The 20764-nt window shown below is 65.8% G+C and carries 19 protein-coding genes and 2 tRNA genes; 8 read left to right on the plus strand and 13 right to left on the minus strand.

What is annotated here, in order from left to right; translation table 11 throughout:
- Nucleotides 1-3: 3 nt before the first annotated feature.
- Nucleotides 4-1269, minus strand: a complete 1266-nt coding sequence (locus ACZ9YD_RS15320; RefSeq protein WP_465076142.1) for a cation:proton antiporter — start codon at nucleotides 1267-1269, stop codon at nucleotides 4-6.
- 124 nt (nucleotides 1270-1393) lie between these two features.
- Nucleotides 1394-1469, minus strand: a tRNA-Phe gene (locus tag ACZ9YD_RS15325).
- Between the two features lie 153 nt (nucleotides 1470-1622).
- Between ACZ9YD_RS15325 and ACZ9YD_RS15330 the strand changes: the two genes are divergently transcribed.
- The 5 genes from ACZ9YD_RS15330 to dxs all read left to right on the plus strand — a co-directional run bounded on the left by ACZ9YD_RS15330 (nucleotide 1623) and on the right by dxs (nucleotide 7931).
- Nucleotides 1623-2096, plus strand: coding sequence for an LEA type 2 family protein (locus tag ACZ9YD_RS15330; protein WP_465076143.1), 474 nt, complete (start codon nucleotides 1623-1625; stop codon nucleotides 2094-2096).
- Between the two features lie 53 nt (nucleotides 2097-2149).
- Nucleotides 2150-3940 carry an acyl-CoA dehydrogenase C-terminal domain-containing protein gene (locus ACZ9YD_RS15335; protein WP_465076144.1) on the plus strand — a complete coding sequence of 597 codons (1791 nt, stop codon included), beginning with the start codon at nucleotides 2150-2152 and terminating at the stop codon, nucleotides 3938-3940.
- Between the two features lie 89 nt (nucleotides 3941-4029).
- The gene (locus ACZ9YD_RS15340; RefSeq protein WP_465076145.1) at nucleotides 4030-4689 is read left to right on the plus strand and encodes an HNH endonuclease; all 660 of its coding nucleotides are present in this window, start codon (nucleotides 4030-4032) and stop codon (nucleotides 4687-4689) included.
- Nucleotides 4690-4788: 99 nt separating this feature from the next.
- The gene (locus ACZ9YD_RS15345; RefSeq protein WP_465076146.1) at nucleotides 4789-5946 is read left to right on the plus strand and encodes a hypothetical protein; all 1158 of its coding nucleotides are present in this window, start codon (nucleotides 4789-4791) and stop codon (nucleotides 5944-5946) included.
- Nucleotides 5947-6017: 71 nt separating this feature from the next.
- Nucleotides 6018-7931, plus strand: coding sequence for a 1-deoxy-D-xylulose-5-phosphate synthase (gene dxs / locus ACZ9YD_RS15350; RefSeq protein WP_465076147.1), 1914 nt, complete (start codon nucleotides 6018-6020; stop codon nucleotides 7929-7931).
- Nucleotides 7932-7982: 51 nt separating this feature from the next.
- Here the strand turns inward: dxs and ACZ9YD_RS15355 are convergent, their stop codons facing one another.
- A complete protein-coding gene (locus ACZ9YD_RS15355; protein ID WP_465076148.1) occupies nucleotides 7983-9185 on the minus strand; it encodes a TraB/GumN family protein in 1203 nt (400 codons plus the stop codon).
- 95 nt (nucleotides 9186-9280) lie between these two features.
- Between ACZ9YD_RS15355 and ACZ9YD_RS15360 the strand changes: the two genes are divergently transcribed.
- A complete protein-coding gene (locus ACZ9YD_RS15360; RefSeq protein ID WP_465076149.1) occupies nucleotides 9281-9448 on the plus strand; it encodes a hypothetical protein in 168 nt (55 codons plus the stop codon).
- Between the two features lie 995 nt (nucleotides 9449-10443).
- A complete protein-coding gene (locus ACZ9YD_RS15365) occupies nucleotides 10444-10644 on the plus strand; it encodes a hypothetical protein (protein WP_465076150.1) in 201 nt (66 codons plus the stop codon).
- A 238-nt stretch (nucleotides 10645-10882) separates the two neighbouring features.
- Here ACZ9YD_RS15365 and ACZ9YD_RS15370 read toward each other — a convergent pair whose 3' ends face one another.
- The 10 genes from ACZ9YD_RS15370 to thrS all read right to left on the minus strand — a co-directional run bounded on the left by ACZ9YD_RS15370 (nucleotide 10883) and on the right by thrS (nucleotide 19315).
- The gene (locus ACZ9YD_RS15370) at nucleotides 10883-11266 is read right to left on the minus strand and encodes a DUF6869 domain-containing protein (protein WP_465076151.1); all 384 of its coding nucleotides are present in this window, start codon (nucleotides 11264-11266) and stop codon (nucleotides 10883-10885) included.
- Nucleotides 11267-11422: 156 nt separating this feature from the next.
- Nucleotides 11423-11499 (minus strand) — tRNA-Pro (locus tag ACZ9YD_RS15375).
- A gap of 58 nt (nucleotides 11500-11557) precedes the next feature.
- Nucleotides 11558-11914: a MerR family transcriptional regulator gene (locus ACZ9YD_RS15380; protein ID WP_047136502.1), complete on the minus strand. Its 357-nt coding sequence runs from the start codon at nucleotides 11912-11914 to the stop codon at nucleotides 11558-11560.
- Nucleotides 11907-12218, minus strand: coding sequence for an integration host factor subunit alpha (locus ACZ9YD_RS15385; protein WP_465076152.1), 312 nt, complete (start codon nucleotides 12216-12218; stop codon nucleotides 11907-11909). Before ACZ9YD_RS15385 ends, ACZ9YD_RS15380 begins: the two co-directional genes overlap by 8 nt.
- 22 nt (nucleotides 12219-12240) lie before the next feature.
- On the minus strand, nucleotides 12241-14616 hold the full coding sequence (gene pheT, locus ACZ9YD_RS15390; protein ID WP_465076153.1) for a phenylalanine--tRNA ligase subunit beta: 2376 nt from the start codon (nucleotides 14614-14616) through the stop codon (nucleotides 12241-12243).
- A gap of 88 nt (nucleotides 14617-14704) precedes the next feature.
- Entirely contained in the window at nucleotides 14705-15700 is a 996-nt protein-coding gene (gene pheS / locus ACZ9YD_RS15395; RefSeq protein WP_465076154.1) for a phenylalanine--tRNA ligase subunit alpha, read from the minus strand.
- Between the two features lie 147 nt (nucleotides 15701-15847).
- Nucleotides 15848-16207, minus strand: a complete 360-nt coding sequence (gene rplT / locus ACZ9YD_RS15400) for a 50S ribosomal protein L20 (protein ID WP_159678264.1) — start codon at nucleotides 16205-16207, stop codon at nucleotides 15848-15850.
- Between the two features lie 13 nt (nucleotides 16208-16220).
- Nucleotides 16221-16418: a 50S ribosomal protein L35 gene (gene rpmI / locus ACZ9YD_RS15405; protein WP_159678262.1), complete on the minus strand. Its 198-nt coding sequence runs from the start codon at nucleotides 16416-16418 to the stop codon at nucleotides 16221-16223.
- A 375-nt stretch (nucleotides 16419-16793) separates the two neighbouring features.
- A complete protein-coding gene (gene infC / locus ACZ9YD_RS15410; RefSeq protein ID WP_232134607.1) occupies nucleotides 16794-17342 on the minus strand; it encodes a translation initiation factor IF-3 in 549 nt (182 codons plus the stop codon).
- 65 nt (nucleotides 17343-17407) lie between these two features.
- A complete protein-coding gene (gene thrS / locus ACZ9YD_RS15415) occupies nucleotides 17408-19315 on the minus strand; it encodes a threonine--tRNA ligase (protein ID WP_465076155.1) in 1908 nt (635 codons plus the stop codon).
- 416 nt (nucleotides 19316-19731) lie between these two features.
- Here thrS and ACZ9YD_RS15420 point away from each other — a divergent pair, with 416 nt between their 5' ends.
- Nucleotides 19732-20763 carry a LacI family DNA-binding transcriptional regulator gene (locus ACZ9YD_RS15420; protein ID WP_465076156.1) on the plus strand — a complete coding sequence of 344 codons (1032 nt, stop codon included), beginning with the start codon at nucleotides 19732-19734 and terminating at the stop codon, nucleotides 20761-20763.
- The last annotated feature ends 1 nt before the right edge of the window (nucleotide 20764 follow it).

Consider the following 20764-nt stretch of genomic DNA (forward strand, 5'->3'; position numbering starts at 1 on the left):
GCCTCAGCGTGCGTCCTGCGCCGGAGTGGCCGCCAGCTCGCCACCGCGGCGACGCATGATCCAGTTAAACAGCGGCGTCGCCATCAGCGTGGTGACGATGGCCATGAGCACCAGGATCGAAAACAGACCCTGTTTGATCACGCCGGCCTGCAGGCCGATGTTGATCAGGATCAGTTCCATCAGGCCCCGAGCATTCATCAGCGCGCCGATCGCCTGCGCATCACGGGGGCTCTCGCCGGCCATGCGCGCCGCCGCCCAGCAGGCCAGTCCTTTGCCGGCGAACGAGACGATCAGGATCGCACCTGCAGCCAGCAGCAATTGCGGTTCCAACACCATGCCCAGATCGGTCTTCACACCCGAGAAGGTGAAGAACATCGGCAGGAAGAACACCACCACGAAGGGCTGCAGTGTTTCGCGGATCTTTTCCACCAGCGCGCCCTTGGGCATGCACGCGCCCAGCAGGAAGCCGCCGAAGACCGCATGGATGCCGATCGCATCCATCACCCAGGCGCTGAGGCAGAAGAGGATCAGCACGACCGCAAGCATCGTCGCGCTGAGCGGCGCATCCGGCTGCACGATATCGGCGAGCCGACGCAGCAGACGACGTCCGATCAGCAGCATGAAGACCGCATACGCGACGCCGCCACCGATCGCCCACCACGCGCTGTCCCAACTGCCGCCGAAGCTGGCGAGCACGATCGCGAGGATGCACCAGGCTGCGGCGTCGTCGACTGCGCCAGCGGTCAGCGCCAGCGTGCCCAGCGAACTGCCGGCCAGCCCGCGTTCGTGGATGATCCGCGCCAGCATCGGGAATGCGGTGATCGCGATGGCCGCGCCCAGAAACAGCGACGCATCCGCCGCGCGCACGTTGTCGGAGAAGAGGTTTGGGACGCCGAGCAGCCAGGGGGCGATCAGGAACGCCAGCGCGAACGGGACCACGATGCCGGCGATTGAAACCGCGAATGCGCCGCGAAAGCGCGACCGGAAATGGTCGCTGCGGAACTCGGTGCCGACCAGGAACATGTAGAGGCCCACGCCGAACTGCGCGAACACGTACAGCGTGTCGAGCGTCTGCGCGGGAAACAGCGCCGCCTGCAGGTCGGGCAGCATCCAGCCGAGCAACGACGGTCCGAGCATGACGCCGGCGATCATCTCGCCCACCACCTGCGGCTGCCCGAGGCGCTGGGCCAGGCGGCCGACCAGACGACAGACCAGCAGGATCACCGCAGCCTGCAAAAAAAAGAACACGGACAACTGGGCGGTCGGCATACGGGAGAGCTCCAGCGCCCTGGCGGCGCGCGGCGATGATGCGCCGCCGTGCGGCGCGGGTAAACGGATTTCCGCAGTCCACAACGCAAAAGGCCCGCACATGGCGGGCCTTCGACGTTCGCAATGGTGGCCGGGGAGGGAATCGAACCCCCGACACGGGGATTTTCAATCCCCTGCTCTACCAACTGAGCTACCCGGCCACTGCGGGAGGCGCATGATACGAGGCAGGCTCGCGGACGGCAACCGTTTTTCGAAAACTCGTCGCAAACGACGCCTCCCGAACCGTTTCGCGAACCGGCCCGCGCCCGGCGACGCGTTAACATCGGCCTCCACCTGCAACCGGAGTGCCGCGCATGAAACCGTGGAAACTGCTGACGATCCTGCTGATGGCCGGGGCCCTCGCCGCCTGCGCGACCGGTCAGCGTCGCGTGTCCGAGCCCACCGCGAGCATCCAGCAGCTGAGCGTGGGCGCCGACGGCAACTGGTCGGTCGATCTGCGCCTGCAGAACTACAGCAGCATTCCGATGCGCTTTGAATCGATCCGGTTCGCGGTGTCGGTCGATGGCGTGTCCGCGGGCACGCTGGAGACCGCCACAACGTTGACGATCGGCCCAGAATCGGCCGACATCCTAAGCCTGACGCTGGCGCCGTCGGCGGAAGGTCGTTTGCATACCGGCGATGCGCTCGCCGCCGGCCGCTCGCTGAACTACCGGATCGACGGCACGATCCGCGCCGCGCCCGATGACCGCAACAGTGGCAGGGACTACACCGTGCGCCGCGACAGTGCGCTCAATCCCGTCCCGGGCCTGCCCGGCGTGATGCGCTGATACCGCCACGTCCGTCCACACATCACGACCACGCATACGAGCCAGACTGACGCATGAGCACCTACCACGCCCCGTTGACCGACATCCGCTTCGCGCTGCACGACGTGCTGCAGGTCGAGTCGCTGTTCTCCACACTCGGCTTTGAAGACGCCAACCGCGAGACCGTCGATGCCGTGCTCGACGAGTGCGCGCGCATGTGCGAGACCGTGCTCGCGCCGCTCAACCGCATCGGCGACGAACAGGGCGTGCGTTTCGACAAGGCCACCGGCGCAGTCACCACGCCCGACGGCTTCAAGGCCGCCTACGACCAGTTCGCCGATGGCGGCTGGACCGGCATGAGCGCGCCAACCGAATTCGGCGGCATGAACATGCCGCATGCGATCGGCATCTGCCTCGAAGAGATGATCGACGCGGCGAACCTCGCCTGGAGCAACTTCCCGCTGCTCTCGCACGGCGCGGTCAACGCGCTGCGTCACCACGGCGAGGACTGGCAGAAGGAAGTCTTCCTCAAGCCGCTGATTGCCGGCACCTGGACCGGCACCATGTGCCTGACCGAGCCGCAGTGCGGCACCGATCTCGGCCTGCTGAAGACGCGCGCCGAGCCGGTCGACGGCGGCCACTACGCGATCACCGGCACCAAGATCTTCATTACCGCCGGCGAACACGACCTCACCGACAACATCATCCATCTGGTGCTCGCGCGCCTGCCCGATGCACCGGCGGGTAGCAAAGGCATCTCGCTCTTCATCGTGCCGAAGATCCAAGTGTCACGCGATGGCACCGTGGGCGAACGCAACGCCGTGCGCTGCGGCGCGGTCGAACACAAGATGGGCATCCACGGCTCCGCAACCTGCGTGATGAATTTCGACGGCGCGCAGGGCTATCTCATCGGCCAGCCGCACAAGGGCCTGATGGCAATGTTTACGATGATGAACACCGCGCGCCTCGGCGTCGGTGTGCAGGGTCTGGGCCTCGCCACGCGCGCCTACGAGAACGCGCTGCGCTATTCGCGCGAGCGTCTGCAGTCGCGTGCGCTGTCGGGCCCGAAGCTGCCGTCGAAGCCGGCCGATCCGATCCTCGTGCAGCCCGACGTGCGCCGCATGCTGCTGACCTGCAAGTCGCTGACCGAAGGCGGCCGCCTGCTGGCGTACCACGCTGGGTCGCTGGTCGACAGCGCAGAACTCGCCACCGACGATGCCGCGCGCAAGGAAGCCGACGATCTGCTCGGGTTCCTGACGCCGATCGTCAAGGGCTGCCTGACCGAATGGGGCAACGAGTGCACCTACCACGCTCTGCAGTGCTTCGGCGGCCACGGCTACATCGCCGAGCACGGCATCGAGCAGCTGGCGCGCGACGCGCGCATCACCACGCTCTACGAGGGCACGACCGGCATCCAGGCGCTTGACCTGATGGGCCGCAAGACCCTGCAGCTGCAGGGTGCGGGCCTGCGCGTGTTCCTCGGCATGATCGAACGCTTCTGCATCGAGCACGCGCACGATGCGGCGCTGGCCGAGTTCATCGCGCCGCTGCGCGCGAAGGCAGGCGAGTGGCAGGCGCTGACGCGTTCGATCGCCGAGCGCGCCGCGGCCGACCCCGAGGAAATCGGCGCCGCCGCCTATGACTACCTGTTCTTCTCCGGCTACGTGGCGCTGGCCTACTGGTGGGCGCGCAGCGTGGCGGTGGCGGATGCATCGTCGCGCCCGGAGACCTTCAAGGCCGGCAAGCGCGAGACCGCCCGCTTCTACTTCAGCCGCATCCTGCCGCGCACGCTGACCCACGCGGCGGCGATCGCGAGTGGTCCGGCCTCGCTGCTGTCGATCGCCGACGAAGCGCTCGACAGCTGAGGTCGTGCACGCACGTCGCGCCACCAGGCGGCGCGACGTGCGTGATCCATTGCACAAAGTGTCATCGATCGGGTATATGCTCGGTCGCAATGGAGGCAGACAGCGCGATCACACGCCTGATCCCCACCGGCGCTGCAAACGCGCTGGATTCCGAAGTCTCCTCCGCACTTTCTGACCACGCCCCGCGTCGCGATGCAGTCCGCCTGCTCGCACTCGACGCCCACGGTCGCGCCCTCAACTGGATCAGCTGGCAGGACGCGGCATGTCTCTACGCACGCGGCGCGGTCGCGTGGACGCTGGGCGATCCCTGCATGACCGTGCACGGAGGCTTGTGCCGGGCAACCGGTCAGCAGAGCCGCATGGATCTGCATCCGATCATCGCAGGCCGCAGCCACGTGCGCCCGAGCGCGACCGATCCGACCCCCGCACTCAGCAATCCCGCCCTGTTCGCCCGCGATCATCAGCTGTGTCTGTACTGCGGTCGCCGCGCCGGCCGGCAGACGCTGACCCGCGATCATGTCGAACCGCTGTCGCGCGGGGGTCTCGACATCTGGGAGAACGTGGTCACCGCGTGCTTCCACTGCAATTCGCGCAAGGGCGCGCGCACGCCGCAGGAGGCCTCGATGCCGCTGCTCGCGGTGCCGTTCCGGCCCAGTTGGATCGAGCACCTGATCCTCAGCAACCGCAACATCCTCGCCGACCAGATGGCCTTCCTCAGCACCCATCTGCCACGCCGCGATCGCGGGTGAAGTCCGCACGCTGCGCATGCGTGCGCTGCACAGCATGCGTGGCACTGGATACACTTCACGGATAGCGCGCCTCGCGCCGCGTCGCCCGGTACTCCCTGCATGACCCTGACCATCGCCCTGAGCGGAATGGACACCGCTACCGAAACCGCCTTGCGCGCTGCATTCGCCGGCGCCAACGCCCAGCTCGGGGAACCGTTCGTGCTGGTCCCCGAGCCAGAAGCCGAACACGTCATCGTCGACATGGACAGCATGTATGGCCCGATGAGCTGGCTGCGCCTGCATGCGGCGGGCAAACAGATCGTCGGCCTGACCTCGGCGCCACGTGTGCAGACCCATTTCCGGCTCGGGCGTCCGTTCGACGACAACGCAATGGCCGCGTTGCTGCGCGAAGTCGCGGCGACGCAGGACATCGTGCTGGATGCGACGCAGGTGCCGACGCCTGTGGCTACCGCCACCCCGAGTCCCGTTGCTGCCGCGCCAGAATTCGACACGCGCGAAGAAGCAATCGCGGAGATGCAGCCCGAAGCCGCGCCGGTGCAGGCGGTGGCGATCGCCGAGCCCGATGTCACGACTCCGGCCTCTCAGGACGCGTTCGACGCCGGCGCCGTTGCGGAGCTTGAGATGCCGGCAGACCTCCACGCGCCGGTCAATCCGCCTGAGCCTGAGCTTGCCTCCGAGCCTGAGCCCGAGCGCGCCCTGCCCTTCGCGACCTGGATAGACACTGGCGTGCTGCGGGGCCGTCGCCGCTATCGCCGCGAGAGCGGGCCGACGCTGTGGCTCGATTTCGATGCGCAGCTGTATCACGGCCCCACCACACTCAAACCGCTGACCCAATACTTCGATGGCCCGATCGAGCGCGATGCGATCGAGGCGGTCGACGATATCACCTGGACTCGTGAGGTGCAGGCCTCAGGCGCGCCGCAACCGCTGCTGCGTCTGGTCTGGCTGGGCGGTCTGTTGGCCGGCAACGGGGCGCTCGCCCCGGAGCACGATCCGGATGCGCACTACCAGCTGAACAAATGGCCGCAGACCGAACGTGAGTTTCCGCGCCATTTCCGCATCGCCACCGCGATGATGAAGGGGCCGGCGACGCTCGACGAGATCGTGGCCGCAAGCGGCCAGCCGTCGGACGACGTGATCCGATTCGTCAACGCCAACCTCGCAACAGGCTACGCGGAGCCGCTCGTCGAGGCGCCTGAAGTGGCGGACGCGCCGGCACGCGCAGGCGGCTTCTTCTCCCGCCTGCGTGGTCGCTGATGGCCCTGAACGCCCGGTTTCCATGACAGGCTGGTGACGCCAGCCGCGGGGCCGCGGCGTACAATTGCCGGATGATCGACTCCACGCGCTATCCGCGCCTCGCGCGCATCGACGCGCCGTCCGACCTCCGCCAGTTCGACGAAGCCGAACTGCCCGCGATCGCCGACGAACTGCGCGCCTATCTCATCGAATCCGTCGGCAAGAGTGGCGGCCATTTCGGCGCCGGCCTCGGCGTGATTGAACTGACGACGGTCCTGCATTACCTGTACGACACGCCGCACGACCGCGTGGTTTGGGATGTGGGCCACCAGACCTATCCACACAAGATCCTGACCGGACGTCGCGACCGCATCCACACCGTCAAACAGAAGGACGGCGTGGCACCGTTTCCCAAGCGCGAAGAGTCCGAGTACGACACCTTCGGTGTCGGCCATTCGTCGACGTCGATTTCGGCCGCGCTGGGCATGGCGATCGCCAATGCGCAGGCCGGCAACGACCGCCGCGTGGTCGCGGTGATCGGCGACGGCGCGATGACCGCCGGCATGGTCTATGAGGCGCTCAATCACGCCGGCGGCATGGAACCCGAGCCCGACGTGCTGGTCGTGCTCAACGACAACCGCATGTCGATCAGTGAAGCCGTCGGCGGGCTGACCAAGATGCTCGGCCGGGCGACGGGCAACCGCACGCTCAACGCGTTGCGCGAGGGCGGCAAAAAGCTGCTCGGCGACAAGAACAATCCGACAGCGAAGTTCGTGCGTCGCTGGGAGGAACACTGGAAGGGCATGTTCGTGCCGTCCACGCTGTTCGAGGAAATGGGCTTCCATTACACCGGCCCGATCGACGGCCACGACGTCAAGGCGCTTGTCGACACGCTCAAGACGCTCAAGGGTCTGAAGGGCCCGCAGCTGCTGCACGTCATCACGACCAAGGGCAAGGGCTACGAACTCGCCGAAGGCGACCAGATCGGCTACCACGCCGTGTCCCCGTTCGATCCCGACAAGGGCCTGGTCGCCAAGACCGGCGCGAAGAAGCCGACGTATACCGATGTGTTTGGCGACTGGATCTGCGACATGGCCGCCGCCGATCCGCTGCTGCTCGGCATCACGCCGGCGATGCGCGAAGGTTCGGGCCTGGTGCGTTTCAGCAAGGAATATCCGGCGCGCTACTTCGATACCGCCATCGCCGAACAGCATGCGGTCACGCTGGCCGCAGGCATGGCCTGCGAAGGCGCCAAGCCGGTGGTCGCGATCTATTCAACCTTCCTGCAGCGCGCCTATGACCAGTTGGTCCATGACGTCGCGGTTCAAAAGCTCGACGTACTGTTCGCGATCGACCGCGGTGGCGTCGTCGGTCCGGACGGCGCCACGCACGCCGGCAACCTCGACCTGAGCTTCCTGCGCTGCGTGCCGCACATGGTGATCATGGCGCCGGCCGACGAAAACGAATGCCGCGCGATGCTGACGACCGGCTTCCGCCTTGAAGGCCCGGCCGCGGTGCGTTACCCGCGCGGCAGCGGCCCCGGCGTCGCGATCGACACCACACTCGACACCCTGCCGATCGGCAAAGCCGACCTGCGTCGCCGCGGCGCGCGCATCGCCCTGCTGGCGTTCGGCGCGATCGTGTCGGCCGCCGAGCAGGTGGGCGAGGCGCTCGATCTGACCGTCGTCAACATGCGCTTCGTGCGCCCACTTGACCGCGCACTGCTGCTGGAACTGGCGAAGACCCACGACGGCTTCGTGACGCTCGAGGACAACGTCGTTGCCGGCGGCGCCGGTTCGGGTGTCGCGGAGTTGCTCAATGCCGAATGCGTCACGATGCCGGTGCTGAACCTCGGCCTGCCGGACGCATTCCAGCACCACGCCAGCCGTGAGGACCTGCTGGCCGAAGCCGGGCTTGATCCTGCCGGCATCCGCGCAGCCGTACTCGCGCGCTGGCCCGACCTGGCAGCGTGTCGCGCGGCCGGTCCACAGGCTGCAGCAGGCTGAAGCGCGGAGGCTGCACTGCGCGCAGCCTCTAGGACGTCCGCGGCATATGGATCAGGGGGTCGCGGCGTCGGTTTCCACGCCGTCTCCGTCCTCGATCACATCCGCCTCGTCGGGCGCCAGCACACTGTCCACGCGCGGTCTCAGTGCCGCGAGAAAGCCTGCAGTGCCCAGCAGGTCGTCGACCGATAGCGTCGCGAAGGACACGCGATGCTGGGTGAGCGCCGCGTCAGCCGCAGCGAGCCAATGGGCCCGCACCTGCGCTTCCAGATCATCGAGGCCCCGCTTGCGCGCGGTCTCGGTCTGCAGAAAGGACGACATGCAGGCCCGCAACTGGCTGCCCTGTCCTGCCGTCGCCCGCAGCACGTCGAGATCGCCCACTGCCCAGGCATTGGCGCGTGCGGCGACCTGCGGTAGCCCCCGCTCGATCACGTCTAGCGTGTCGCGGACGCAGGCCACGGCCTCGGGCTTCATGCCTTCCTTGCGGAACTCGGCGAGCGCGGCGCGCGGATCGTCGATCTTGACCTCGAGCGTCGTCGGCGTCAGCGTCATCCTGCGCGCCTTGAGGACGTCGTCGAGCACAGGCGTGATCACGCCGCCCTCGCGCAAGCCGTTCGCGTCGAGCGCGGCGCGATACAGCTCGTACACCGCGATCGCCGGCCGCTTGCGCTCGATGCCGCGATCGCGGCCGACGTAGCGCTGCTTGAGCACCGACCAGCGCTGGTAGACATCCGCCGGCAGCAGTTCGTCCAGCGTGGCGCCATCGGGATTTCTCGCTGCGCGCATCGCTGCCGGCAGCATCGTCAGACCCCGGAAGATGCCGATATCCGAGCCAACCCGTACGCCCGGCGGGCCCAACACCACGCCGGCCTCTTCGAGCACCCCCCGGACCTCGTCCGATCGCCAGGTCATGGCCTTGGGCAGGGGCGACTGGGTGCCGAGGATATAGAGCGTGTGTTCGCCACGCCGCACCCGCCACAGGCCGGGACCTGGCTGCACACCGGTGACGACGACGGTCTCCATGTCGCGGACATCTGATGTCTCGGACTGCGCGGCGGTTGCCGGCAAGATCGACGCAGCGGCCTGCGCGTGCGCGTCGGGGATCGTCAAAATCGAGGCTATTGCGACCGCGAGGGCCACATCACAGAACCGCTTGTCCATAAGCCTGATCCGTTCAAGAAAATGAAGGCCAAGCATACGAAGCTGCCATTGGAATGCGCGCGATATTACACACATCTCTGGCGTTTCATTCAGCATGGTGGGGTGCGCAATCGGCTGCTTTTGGTGGACGCACGCACGCCTCGCCTACACCGGCATCGTTACGGTGCGGTATTCCCTATCGGAAGACCATCATGACGATCGACAACGACCAGCGCCGCATCCTGCGCGATATCGACGCGACGACACCCATCAGCGAGTCGGAGACCGACTGGGCCGTCAATGCGGGCTATGCCGTGCTCGCCGAAGACGGCGATATCGACCTCACGAAAGAAGGTCGCGCGCTGCTGGATCTGGCCTGATGTGCACGGTAGATACGTCCACAAACAGAAAGGCCCGCGCTTGCGCACGGGCCGTTCGGATGTCGCATGTTTTGGTCGGGGTAGCCGGATTTGCCCCCCCCCCAGACTTGCGCCTAGAAGTGCGCATCGCCTGAAATATCAGGGATTCAGCCTGAAAATCGGCACGCGAAACGTCCAAATCCGTTCACTTCGTATCAATAGTTTGCGAGCGGATAGGGTCGTGAGCCGCCAGGCTTCCCGAGCGCTTCACTTGCCCCTCGACTTGCCGGGATGAGGCGGGTCTTCGTCGGGATACGTGGGCGAGTCCTCCGCCGGCCGACATGGGTCCGGCTGAGGCAGGACCACCTATTTCGATCGGATCACAGCAGTTTCTGCCAGCAGCGTCTCCATGTGCCGGCGAGCCCAGATCTCAACCCCTGCCCGGCATTCCTGCGTGACCTTGAGTGACTCGTCCCGGTAATACACGTGCCACACGAACCAGCTGCCGTCCATTCGCTCGCTCATGCGCGCCAGCATAGAAGGCCAGCATAGAAGGGTTGTGTCGCGGCCAGTTCGCGGTGCGGCACGATGTGATCGTGGCGGAGCGCTTCTACGAGAACGTCGAGGTCGACGGCCACATTCGTGTGCTCCCGAGTTTGTGCCGCGAACCGGGAGCCCATGCTGATCGCATGCCTGTGGTCGCACTGGAAAGACCCGAAGGGTCGACGTCCGTACCGGCTGGCACCTCTGGGAGTGCGATGCAGGTGAGTGTGCATACGTGCATTTCTGCGGTCGTGAATCCTGCTGATCTGCTTTGTCAGTTGCGCATTAAGAAAGGCCTCGCTCCGGCGAGGCCTTTCCTTATCTGCAGCTCACCCGAGACACAAGATGAGACTTTGCGAAATCTGGCGCGTTTGTAGGGATGCACCTACGGCGAAAGGAGACACAACTCTCAATCGCCTAGTAGCTCACGGGGCACTCTCTAACCGTCCAATTCGGACATAAGGAGAATTTGAATGAATGTTCGTTCTCGAATTAAGTTGGTCATCATCACGCTCGGGATGGTTGCCACTACTTCTGCCAGCGCACTCTGCACGCCTTACGAGCAGCGCTTCTGCTATGACGAACGCGACGCCTGTGTCGCAGCAGGAAGGGGCGAGTTCATCTGCTGGCGAGAGCTGCAGCTTTGCTTGGCGGATCACGGCTGCAATACCTAAGCGAGGCCGTGAATCGGGGGGTGCATGCTGCGTCGGGCATGGCTGATCACATTCGATAAAACAAAGACAGCCCGCTTTGGCGGGTTTTCTTTGCCCCTTGCAAAGCCAGCAACGTGCGCTGACCCGGGGGGGGGGGGCGGGGGGAGCGATGACAACCGTCTAGCTGGAGGGCCGCGAGGTGCGGTGGAGCGACCTGGAGCAGACCTAACGTTGAGCCCATCAGGGCTGACGACGGACGCTACCAGCGATCGGTGCGATAGTCGGCAAGCCTCTCCAGCACCGTTGCGTTGATGCTGTCGTCCCACACTCCATTCAGGAGACGGCGAAAGCCCTCATCCCGTCGAGCAAGCTCCTCAATCCCGCTCATCAGAACAAGCCCGTGATGGCGTAGTAGGTCTTCCAGCGGACCCGCTGCGAGGACGCTCATGAGATAGTCGGGCGAAGATCCGTTGATACGGCTCAGCACCTCCAGAATCGCCGCGAGGCAAAAACTCGGGCGCGTCAGACGTGAGGCAGTGATCGAGATCGTCGTTCGGAATTGCGCCCACATCGCCACCAGCTTCCAGCGCTCTCCATTTCGAAATCCACTCCTCAGCGATCGCGCCAGGGGTCGAGCTTCCATGCAGACTCCGCGTTTCGAGCGACCGCTTCGAGTATGGCGCAGCGTTGTTGAGCCGCGGGACATCAGCGGAACGCTGAGAGATAGGGTTGCCTTGGGGTTGCAACGAAAAAGCGGCCTGCAGTGGAAGCTGCAAGCCGCTGATTTCAAACCTTAAATTGGTCGGGGTAGCCGGATTTGAACCGACGACCACTTGTCCCCCAGACAAGTGCGCTACCAGGCTGCGCTATACCCCGGAATCTGGAAATTATACCGTCTGGCGGGCGTTTCGCCCATCCATGTGACGCGACGTGCTCAGCGCTTCAGCAACTGCAGCACGTCTTCGAGCTCCATGCGCACCTGCCGCACGATCTGGCTGCTCAGCGCGGACTCCTGTTTGGCGCCCTCGCCTTCCAGACGCAGACGCGCGCCGCCGATCGTGTAGCCCTGCTCGTACAGCAGGCCGCGGATCTGGCGCACCATCAGTACATCGTGCCGCTGGTAGTACCGGCGGTTGCCGCGACGCTTGACCGGGCTCAGGCTCGGAAATTCCGTTTCCCAGTAACGCAGCACGTGCGGCTTGACGTCGCACAGCTCGCTGACCTCACCGATCGTGAAGTAGCGCTTCGCCGGGATCGGCGGTAGTTCGCGGTTGCTGCCCGGGTCAAGCATGCGCAGCGCTCACCGAGCCGGTATAGGCCTCGACGCGTTCCTTGAGCTTCTGGCCCGGACGGAAGGTCACCACGGTGCGCGCGGAGATCGGAATCTCTTCGCCGGTCTTGGGATTGCGGCCCGGGCGCTCGTTCTTGCGGCGCAGGTCGAAATTGCCGAAGCCCGACAGCTTGACCTGACGGCCCTGCTGCAGCGCATCGCGCAGCACGTCGAAGAAGGCGTCGACGAATTCCTTCGCCTCGCGCTTGTTCAAGCCGACTTCCTCGTAGAGTTTCTCGGCCATGTCCGCCTTCGTCAGTGCCACGCAGCAATCCCCCTGTGAGGCCTCAGCCCCGGATCTTCGCGTCGTGTTCGCGCGCGAGCGCGGCCACCACGTCCGCAACGACAGCATCGACATCGCGATCGGTCAGAGTGCGTGAACTTTCCTGCAGAATCAAGCCCATGGCGAGACTCCTGAACCCCGTTTCGACCCCCTGCCCAGCATAACGGTCGAACAGGCGCACGTCGGCCAGCAGCGGACCGGCGGACGCGCGGACAGTCGCTTCCAACGCAGCCCAGTCGACCGACTCCGGCGCGACGATCGCCAGATCACGACGCACCGACGGGAACTTCGACAGCCCGGTCACGCGCGGCAACGGCCGCGCCTGCAGTGCGGCCGCATCGAGTTCGAACGCCACCACCGGCACGTCGATGTCGAGCGCGCGCAGCAGGCGCGGGTGCAGTTCGCCGATCCAGCCCACGCGCGCGCCGTCGCGCAACACATCGGCCGAGCGGCCGGGATGGCCGTGCGCCGTGGTCGAACGCGCGAACGTCAGCGTCGCACCGGCGACAGCTGCCAGCGCTTCGAGATCGCCCTTGAGATCGAAATAATCGACCGGACGCGTCGCATCGCCCCACTGCTCGACACCGGCATCGCCGGCCACTGCAGCGGCGACGCGCAGTGTTTCCAGCGGCGCGGCGCCGGCTGTATCGGCCTGCGCGAAGACCTTGCCGAGTTCGAACAGGCGCACGCGCTCCTGCTGGCGCGCCAGATTGCGCGCGAGCGTGGACACCAGGCCCGGGAGCAATGCGGTGCGCATGACGCCGAGTTCGGCGCTGAGCGGATTGGCCAGCGGCACGCTACCGGCATCCGCCTGCCAGGTCGCGAGCAGCGACGCATCGACGAAGGCGAAGTTGACCGTTTCCAGGCAAGCACGCGCGACCATCTGCCGGCGCAGTTCGGCCTCCGCCACGCGGGTTTCGCTGGGCGCGGCGATGCGCGTCGCGCCGCCGGGCAGCGTGGTCGGCACGCGGTCGTAGCCGTGGATACGCACGACCTCTTCGATCAGGTCTTCCTCGATCGCCAGATCGAAGCGACGCGTCGGCGCGGTGACCTGCCAGCCTTCGCTGTTCGCGACGACGGTGAGCCCCAGCGCGCGCAGGATGCGTTCGATCTCCGCATCATCGACCGTCAGGCCGAGCACACGCGTCAGGCGTGCGCGACGCAGCGCGATCGTGCGTGGCTGCGCGAGATGCGCATCGAGTTCGGCAGCGGTCACCGGACCGGCGCTGCCGCCGGCGACATCGAGGATCAAGCGTGTCGCGCATTCGATCGCGGTCCGCGGCAGTTCCGGATCCACGCCGCGCTCGAAGCGGTGCGCGGCATCGGTGTGCAGGCCGAGACGGCGGCTGCGGCCGATGATCGCGTCTGGCGCGAAGTGCGCGGATTCGAGGAACACGTTGCGGGTGCCGTCGGTCACGCGCGTGTCGAAACCGCCCATGACACCGGCCAGCGCGACGACGCGGTCGGCATCGGTGATCGCGAGAAACTGTTCGTCCAGCACCACGTCGCGACCGTCGAGCAGCTTGAGCGTCTCGTCCTTGCGCGCGCGCCGCACGCCGACCGGCCCGGTGAGCAGGTCGCGGTCGAATGCATGCATCGGCTGGCCGAGTTCGAGCATCACGTACTGGGTGACGTCGACGAGGAAACTGACGGGACGCACGCCACTGCGACGCAGGCGCTCGGCCATCCACGACGGCGTCGGACGCGTCGCGTCGATGCCTTCGATCACACGGCCGAGATAGCGCGGCGCATCGGCGCCCGCGTCCAGCACGACCTGCAGCGATGCATCCGTGCTGGCCGGCACGGCCGGTGCATCGAGCGGTGCGACTTCGCTGCCGCAGGCGGCGGCCACGTCGAACGCGATGCCGCGGATGCCGAAGCAGTCGGCGCGATTCGGCGTGAGCTTGAGCTCGATGCTCGCGTCGGGCAGTCCGAGGTAGTCGGCCAGCGGCGCGCCGACAGGCGCGTCGTCGGGCAGTTCGAGCAGACCCGATGCATCGGCGTCGATGCCCAGTTCCTTGGCCGAACACAGCATGCCGTTGGAATCGACGCCGCGTAGCTGCGCAGCTTTGATCGTCAACGTGCCGACGGTCGTGCCGATCAGTGCCAGCGGCGCGACCAGACCCGGACGCGCGTTTGGCGCACCGCAGACGATCTGCAGCGTCGGGCCACCGGCATCGACCTGACAGACCTGCAGACGGTCGGCTTCGGGATGCTTCTCGGCCGAGACGATGCGCGCGACGACGACGCCGTCAAGCGCATCGCCCAGCGGCGTGATCTCTTCGACTTCGAGGCCGATCGCGGTCAGCGTCGCCGCCAGCTGGTCACGGGTGGCGTCGGTCTTGACGTGCTGGCGCAGCCAGTTCTCGGAAAATTTCATGGCGATCTCTTGGAATCGTCGTCCCGGCACTGCGGGACCTGTTCGCTACGGATGACGCGGAGAAGATGCAGGCGCGACGGGCCCGGACTTACGCGAACTGACGCAGGAAGCGCACATCGTTGTCGAAGAACGCGCGCAGATCGTCGACGCCATAGCGCAGCATCGCGAAGCGCTCGACGCCGAGGCCGAAGGCGAAACCGGTGTAGCGCTCGGGATCGATGCCGACGGCTTTCAGTACGTTCGGATGAACCATGCCGCAGCCCAGCACCTCGAGCCAGCGCGTGCTGCCATCCGCCTGCTGCCAGGCGATGTCGACCTCGGCGCCGGGCTCGACGAACGGGAAGTAACTGGGGCGGAAACGCATTTCGAAATCGCGCTCGAAGAACGCGCGCACGAATTCGCTCAGCGTGCCCTTGAGATCGGCGAACGTCGCGTGTTCGTCGACCAGCAGGCCTTCGACCTGGTGAAACATCGGAGAATGCGTCTGGTCGCTGTCGGAGCGGTAGACCTTGCCGGCCGCGATCATGCGCAGCGGCGGCGCGTGTTCGCCCATGTAGCGCACCTGCACGCCCGAGGTGTGCGTGCGCAGCAGGCGGCCGTCGCCGAAATAGAACGTGTCGTGCATCGCGCGCGCGGGATGGTGCGGCGGGAAGTTCAAGGCCTCGAAGTTGTGCCAGTCGTCCTCGATCTCGGGACCGTCGGCGAGCTCGTAGCCAAGACGCCCGAAGATGTCGGCGATGCGCTCGAGCGTGCGGCTGATCGGATGCACGCCGCCGCGCGCACCGTCGCGGCCCGGCAGGGTCACGTCGATGGTCTGCGAGGACAGCTTCGCATCCAGGGCGATGTCGTCGAGCGCGGTCTTGCGCGTCGACAGCGCAGCGCCGATGACATCGCGCGCGCGGTTGATCGCCTCGCCTGCCGCTTTGCGCTGGTCGCCGGGCAACGCGCCGAGCGCCTTGAGTTGCGCGGTGATGCTGCCGCTCTTGCCGAGCAGTCCGACACGCAGCGCTTCGAGCGCCTCCGGCGTGGCGGCCGCCTCGATATCGGCAAGCGCCTGGTTCGAAAGGGAGTCGATTTCGCTCATCGCACTGCTGGCCCGTCGCTGATGGAGGAATGCGGCGCCGCGAATATCCGGCGCCACAAACAACAATGGGGAAGGACTTGCGCCCTTCCCCACGTGACCGCCGGACGGATCCGGCGGCAGTACCGCTTTACGGTGGAGACAACGGCCTCAGGCCGCCAGCGCGCCCTTCGCCTTCTCGGCGAGCGCGGCAAAGCCGGTTGCATCGTTGACCGCGAGGTCAGCCAGGATCTTGCGATCCAGGGTGATGCCAGCCTTGAGCAGACCGTTCATGAAGCGGCTGTAGCTGATGCCGTTCAGACGTGCGGCCGCGTTGATACGCGTGATCCACAGCGAACGGAAATCGCGCTTCTTGAGCTTGCGACCGATGTACGCGTACTGGCCAGCCTTGATGACGGCCTGCTTGGCGACGCGGAAGACCTTGCGACGGGCGTTGTAATAGCCCTTCGCGCGGCCGAGAACCTTCTTGTGACGACGGCGTGCCTGGACGCCCCGCTTGACTCGAGCCATGGTTCAGTCCTCCTCAGAGATACGGCAGCATGCGGGCGACACGACCGCTATCACACGCCGGAATGATGTTCGTCTGACGAAGACCGCGCTTCCGCTTGGTCGTCTTCTTCGTGAGGATGTGGCTACGGTTTGCGTGGCCGGCCTTGAACTTGCCGGACGCCGTCTTCCGGAACCGCTTGGCGGCGCCCCGGTGCGTCTTGATCTTGGGCATTGCGAGAGTCCTTGTGGGATACGAGTACTGACTGGGCGGTGGCTGATGCCACGCTTTCCGTCCTGCCCATGCCGGTTTTAAGCCTTTGATCCCACGAGGGAATCCAGGCGGGTCCTGGATGAATCTGCCACCCCGGCGGACCGGGGAGCCGCGCATTATGCCGTGCGGGCTTTGGGCTTGCAAATCATCGGGTTGGCCGAGGGCGTTCGCGGCGCCGATCGCGCACCTGCGAGAGACCGGGCGCGATCCAGCAACAACGCGCCGGATCCGCCTCCAACCTTCCTTTGAAACGAAAGAGGCGCCATACGGCGCCCCTTCGTCCGACTCCCTCGCCAGAAAGCGAGGGGCCGGTGTACCCACGCGTCGAACGCGCAGTTACTTCTTCTTCGGCGCAATCATCATCACCATCTGCCGGCCTTCGAGGCGCGGACGCGATTCGATGACGATGTCCTCACCGAGGTCCGTCTCGATGCGCGACGCCATCTCGCGACCCAGTTCCTGGTGGCTCATCTCGCGGCCACGGAAGCGGATGTTGACCTTGATCTTGTCGCCGTCCTCGAGGAACCCGCGCATCTTGCGCAGCTTGATCTGGTAGTCGCCTTCATCGGTGACCGGCCGGAACTTGAGTTCCTTGATTTCCTGCTGCTTGGTCTTCTTCTTGGCTTCGTTCGCCTTCTTCTGGAGGTCGAACTTGAACTTGCCGAAGTCCATGATCTTGCAGACCGGCGGATCCGCGTTCGGCTGGATCTCGACGAGGTCGAGACCTTCCTCCTCGGCAGCCTTCAGCGCTTCTTCGCGCGTAAGGACGCCGATCATCTCGCCGTCGGAACCAATGACACGCACCCGCGGTACGCGGATGTCCTGGTTGCGCCGATTCTGCTTGTTGTCAGGGGTGCTAATACTGCGATCTCCGAAATGGAACATACCGCCGGCTCGTCAACCAACGGGGCGACCGGCGCGTCCATGTTGGACCGGCGCCGGTGAAGGACTCATGCTGGAACGGGCGCCGCGCGAAGGCGGGCAACGAAGTCGTCGATCGGCATCGAGCCCAGATCTTCACCGGAATGCGTCCGAACGGCGATGGTACCGGTTTCCTTCTCGCGATCCCCGATCACGAGCAGATACGGTACCCGTTGCAGCGTGTGCTCGCGAATCTTATAGCCGATCTTTTCGTTCCGCAAATCGGCCTCGATGCGGACCCCTTGATTTGCAAGGGATTTCCGAACCGTCTCCACGAAATCCGCTTGGGCATCGGTGATATTCATCACCACAGCCTGCACCGGCGACAGCCAGGCCGGGAACGCGCCGGCGTGGTGCTCAATCAGGATGCCGATGAAACGCTCCATCGAACCGACGATCGCACGGTGCAGCATCACCGGCACCTGCTTCTGGCTGTGCTCGTCGACGTACTCGGCGCCAAGGCGGCCGGGCATCATGAAATCGACCTGCATCGTGCCGAGTTGCCAGGTGCGGCCGATCGCGTCCTTGAGGTGGTACTCGATCTTCGGGCCATAGAACGCGCCCTCGCCCGGCAGCTCTTCCCACGCGACGCCGCAGGCCGACAGCGCATTGCGCAGCGCGGCTTCGGCCTTGTCCCAGGTGGCGTCGTCGCCGAGGCGGGATTCGGGACGCAGCGCGATCTTGATCTGGATGTCGTCGAAGCCGAAGTGCGTGTAGACCGCCAGCGCTTGCTGGTGGAACGCGGTGACTTCGGATTCGATCTGCGATTCGGTGCAGAACACGTGGCCGTCGTCCTGGGTGAAACCGCGCACGCGCAGGATGCCGTGCAGCGCGCCGGAGGGCTCGTTGCGATGGCAACTGCCGAACTCGCCGTAGCGGATCGGCAGGTCGCGGTAGCTGTGCAGTCCCTGATTGAAGATCTGCACGTGGCCCGGGCAGTTCATCGGCTTCACCGCATACGTGCGCTTCTCCGACTCGGTGAAAAACATGTTGTCCTTGTAGTTGTCCCAGTGGCCGGACTTCTGCCACAGCGACACGTCGAGGATCTGCGGGCAACGCACTTCGCCGTAGCCGCTGTCGCGGTAGACGCCGCGCATGTGCTGCTCGACGACCTGCCACAGCGCCCAGCCCTTCGGATGCCAGAACACCAGGCCCGGCGCTTCTTCCTGCAGATGGAAGAGTTCCTGCTGCTTGCCGATGCGGCGGTGGTCGCGCTTCTCGGCTTCCTCGATGCGCTGGATGTAGGCCTTGAGCTGCTTGGAATCCGCCCAGGCGGTGCCGTAGATGCGCTGCAGCTGTTCGTTCTTGGAATCGCCGCGCCAGTACGCGCCGGAGATGCGCGTGAGCTTGAAGGCCTTGAGGAAACGCGTGTTCGGCACGTGCGGGCCGCGGCACATGTCGACGTATTCCTGATGGTGGTAGAGACCCATCTGCGTGATGTCGGCGGACATGTCGTCGATCAGGCGCAGCTTGTAGTCCTCGCCGCGGGCCTTGAACGTTTCGATGACCTCGGCGCGCGGCGTCATCTTCTTGATGACGTCGTACTCGGTGTCGATCAGCTCGACCATCCGCTTTTCGATCGCAGCCATGTCCTCGGGCGTGAACGGCCGCTCGCTGTAGATGTCGTAGTAGAAGCCGTCGTCGATCACCGGGCCGATGACCATCTTCGCGTCCGGGTAGAGCTGCTTGACCGCATGGCCGACAAGATGCGCGCAGGAGTGGCGGATGATCTCGACGCCCTCGGCGTCCTTCGGGGTCAGGATCTGCAGCGTCGCGTCGTGGTCGATGAGATCGGACGCATCGACTTGTCGGCCATCGACCTTGCCGGCGACTGTCGCCTTGGCCAGGCCCGGGCCGATCGACTGGGCGACCTCGAGGACGGAAACGGGCTGTTCGAATTCGCGGCGGCTGCCGTCGGGGAGCGTGATCGTGATCATGGGAACCGGAATCTGGAAGTGTCGGGAGCGGGCCGGCATCGGTCCGCGAGCCGCGTGGCGGCCACAAAAAAAGCGCCGGAGGGCGCCTTGTGCAGGAGGCCTCGGGGCGGTCAGCGCTGGGCGGTGGTAGTGCGCATGTCGCACGCTCGGCCGGCGTTGCCGCGGGCCACCTGTATGCGGGAGAACGGACACCGATGGTAACGCAGAAAGCGGCCGTGGCGCGCTTCGGGCGGGATTGCGCGGTGATCGCCGCGTGGCGGTTCTGACCCTGCCCGGCGCGCTGGCGCTGGTGTGCACGGCCGCGTGAGTCTGCGTCCCGCACGTATACCGCCGCAGCTCTGACTCTCGGATCCTGCGTCGGACGCCGGATTCGCCCCGCATGGCATGATCGAGCCGACTCCTCCCGCACCCACGCGATGACGATCAAAGGCAAACCGACTTCGCTGGACATCGCGCACCTCGCCGGCGTGTCGCAGCCGACTGTCTCGCGCGCATTGCGGGGTCATCCGTCGGTCAACCGCGAGACCCGCGAGCGCATCCTCGGGATCGCGCGGGAGTTGAACTACAAGGTCGACAAGAACGCGTCCAACCTGCGCCGGCAGCAGTCGGGCACGCTGGCGCTGCTGTTGTTCGAGGATCCGACCAGCGACCAGTCGCATATCAATCCGTTCTTCCTGCCGATGCTCGGCTCGATTACCCGCGCCTGCGCGCGGCATGGGCAGGACCTGCTGATCTCGTTCCAGCAGCTCTCCGACGACTGGCACGCCGATTACGGCGACAGCCACAAGGCCGACGGGCTGATCCTGCTCGGTTACGGCGACTACCTGGCCTACCAGGGCAAGCTGCGCACGCTGGTCGAACAGGGCACGCAGTTCGTGCGTTGGGGCGCAGTGCTGCCGGGACAGCCCGGCATTTCGATCGGCTGCGACAACGCCGGCGGCGGTGCGCTGGTGGGCGCGCATCTCGCCGACCTGGGACATCGACGCATCGCGTTCCTCGGTGATGCGTCCAGCCGCTATCCGGAATTTCTGGATCGCTGGCTGGGGTGCGAGTCGGCGCTGCAGACGCGCGGCCTGCCGATGGAGCGTGCGCTGCAGGTCGATGCGGAAAGCGCGGAGGATTCGGGCTATGCAGCGGCGACCGAACTGCTGCGGCGTGGCCTGCCGTTCGATGCGGTGTTCGCGGCGAGTGATCTAATCGCGATCGGCGCGATGCGCGCATTCGCCGAGCATGGGTTGCGGATGCCCGACGACCTCGCGATCGCCGCCTTCGACGATATCCCCGCCGCGCGCATGACGACACCGGCGCTGACGACGGTGGTGCAGGACACTCTGACCGCGGGCGAGCTGCTGGTCGACACCCTGATGAAGCTGGTCATCGGCGAGCCGGCGGAGAGTCTGCGGATGCCGACGTCGCTGGTCGTGCGGGAGTCGACGGCGCGGCGGTGAT

It is taken from the genome of Luteimonas sp. AC640a (assembly GCF_979256585.1).

Excerpts from the sequence above, each read along its gene's own strand:
- ACZ9YD_RS15320 (WP_465076142.1), bottom strand. The coding sequence starts at position 1,269 with ATGCCGACCGCCCAGTTGTCCGTGTTCTTTTTTTTGCAGGCTGCGGTG.
- ACZ9YD_RS15330 (WP_465076143.1), top strand. The coding sequence starts at position 1,623 with ATGAAACCGTGGAAACTGCTGACGATCCTGCTGATGGCCGGGGCCCTC.
- ACZ9YD_RS15335 (WP_465076144.1), top strand. The coding sequence starts at position 2,150 with ATGAGCACCTACCACGCCCCGTTGACCGACATCCGCTTCGCGCTGCAC.
- ACZ9YD_RS15340 (WP_465076145.1), top strand. The coding sequence starts at position 4,030 with ATGGAGGCAGACAGCGCGATCACACGCCTGATCCCCACCGGCGCTGCA.
- ACZ9YD_RS15345 (WP_465076146.1), top strand. The coding sequence starts at position 4,789 with ATGACCCTGACCATCGCCCTGAGCGGAATGGACACCGCTACCGAAACC.
- dxs (WP_465076147.1), top strand. The coding sequence starts at position 6,018 with ATGATCGACTCCACGCGCTATCCGCGCCTCGCGCGCATCGACGCGCCG.
- ACZ9YD_RS15355 (WP_465076148.1), bottom strand. The coding sequence starts at position 9,185 with ATGCTGAATGAAACGCCAGAGATGTGTGTAATATCGCGCGCATTCCAA.
- ACZ9YD_RS15360 (WP_465076149.1), top strand. The coding sequence starts at position 9,281 with ATGACGATCGACAACGACCAGCGCCGCATCCTGCGCGATATCGACGCG.
- ACZ9YD_RS15365 (WP_465076150.1), top strand. The coding sequence starts at position 10,444 with ATGAATGTTCGTTCTCGAATTAAGTTGGTCATCATCACGCTCGGGATG.
- ACZ9YD_RS15370 (WP_465076151.1), bottom strand. The coding sequence starts at position 11,266 with ATGGAAGCTCGACCCCTGGCGCGATCGCTGAGGAGTGGATTTCGAAAT.
- ACZ9YD_RS15380 (WP_047136502.1), bottom strand. The coding sequence starts at position 11,914 with ATGCTTGACCCGGGCAGCAACCGCGAACTACCGCCGATCCCGGCGAAG.
- pheT (WP_465076153.1), bottom strand. The coding sequence starts at position 14,616 with ATGAAATTTTCCGAGAACTGGCTGCGCCAGCACGTCAAGACCGACGCC.
- pheS (WP_465076154.1), bottom strand. The coding sequence starts at position 15,700 with ATGAGCGAAATCGACTCCCTTTCGAACCAGGCGCTTGCCGATATCGAG.
- rplT (WP_159678264.1), bottom strand. The coding sequence starts at position 16,207 with ATGGCTCGAGTCAAGCGGGGCGTCCAGGCACGCCGTCGTCACAAGAAG.
- rpmI (WP_159678262.1), bottom strand. The coding sequence starts at position 16,418 with ATGCCCAAGATCAAGACGCACCGGGGCGCCGCCAAGCGGTTCCGGAAG.
- infC (WP_232134607.1), bottom strand. The coding sequence starts at position 17,342 with ATGTTCCATTTCGGAGATCGCAGTATTAGCACCCCTGACAACAAGCAG.
- thrS (WP_465076155.1), bottom strand. The coding sequence starts at position 19,315 with ATGATCACGATCACGCTCCCCGACGGCAGCCGCCGCGAATTCGAACAG.
- ACZ9YD_RS15420 (WP_465076156.1), top strand. The coding sequence starts at position 19,732 with ATGACGATCAAAGGCAAACCGACTTCGCTGGACATCGCGCACCTCGCC.